The sequence below is a fragment of the Microvirga pakistanensis genome, assembly GCF_004458765.1.
Lineage (GTDB): Bacteria > Pseudomonadota > Alphaproteobacteria > Rhizobiales > Beijerinckiaceae > Microvirga > Microvirga pakistanensis.
In genome coordinates, this window is the sequence record NZ_SPJX01000431.1 from 1 (window position 1) to 815 (window position 815).

The following is an 815-nucleotide window of genomic DNA, read 5'->3' on the forward strand; positions in this document are numbered from 1 at the left end:
GGCATCGTCACATTAACTCAGGCATGAGAGCAAGCCGTGTAGATGGGCCGGCATGATCAAACCTGTCAGCTACAAGCGCCATCGCTTCCCATCCGAGATCATTGCCCACGCGGTATGGCTCTATTTCAGGTTCCCATTGAGCCTGCGGCTGGTTGAGGAGATGCTCCTGGAGCGCGGCATTCTCGTCTCCTATGAGACTGTCCGGCGATGGGCTCTGAAGTTTGGGCCCGATTACGCCCGCCGCCTGAAACGCAAGAAGCCAAGCCGACGCGACATTTGGCATCTCGACGAGGTTGTAATCACCATTGCCGGCCAAAAGCACTGGCTGTGGCGAGCCCGTCGATCAGGATGGCTGTACCCTCGATGAGATCGTCCAGACGCGGCGCGATACCAAAGCAGCCAAACGCTTGTTGAAGCGTCTGTTGAAGAAGCAGGGCTGCCCCCCTCGACGGATGATTACGGACAAGCTGGGCTCCTATGCGGCCGCCCGGCGCCAGATCATGCCGGCGGTTGAGCATCGCTCGCACAAGGGCCTCAACAATCGCGCGGAGAACTCGCATCTCCCACTGCGAAAACGTGAGCACGCAATGCAGGGGTTCCGATCACTAGGCGGCCTGCAGAGATTTGTTAGCGTATTCTCTGCCGTCCGCAATCTCTTCGTTCCGCCCCGTTCCCGCCGCTCTGCCCTTGCTACCCACCTTCACCGCCTCAATGCCACGGCGGCGTGGAAGTCTGTAACCTGCGTTGCCGCGTGAGCCCGTCAGTTGAACGCATTTGCCTCAGTGCGTCCGCCATCAGTTAATGTGACAACGCCC

At 59.5% G+C, this 815-nt stretch carries 1 pseudogene; it reads left to right on the top strand.

Annotation, left to right across the window (positions count from 1 at the left end):
* Nucleotides 1-52: 52 nt before the first annotated feature.
* A pseudogene (locus E4K09_RS19755) lies at nucleotides 53-755 on the top strand (IS6 family transposase).
* Nucleotides 756-815 lie beyond the last annotated feature (60 nt).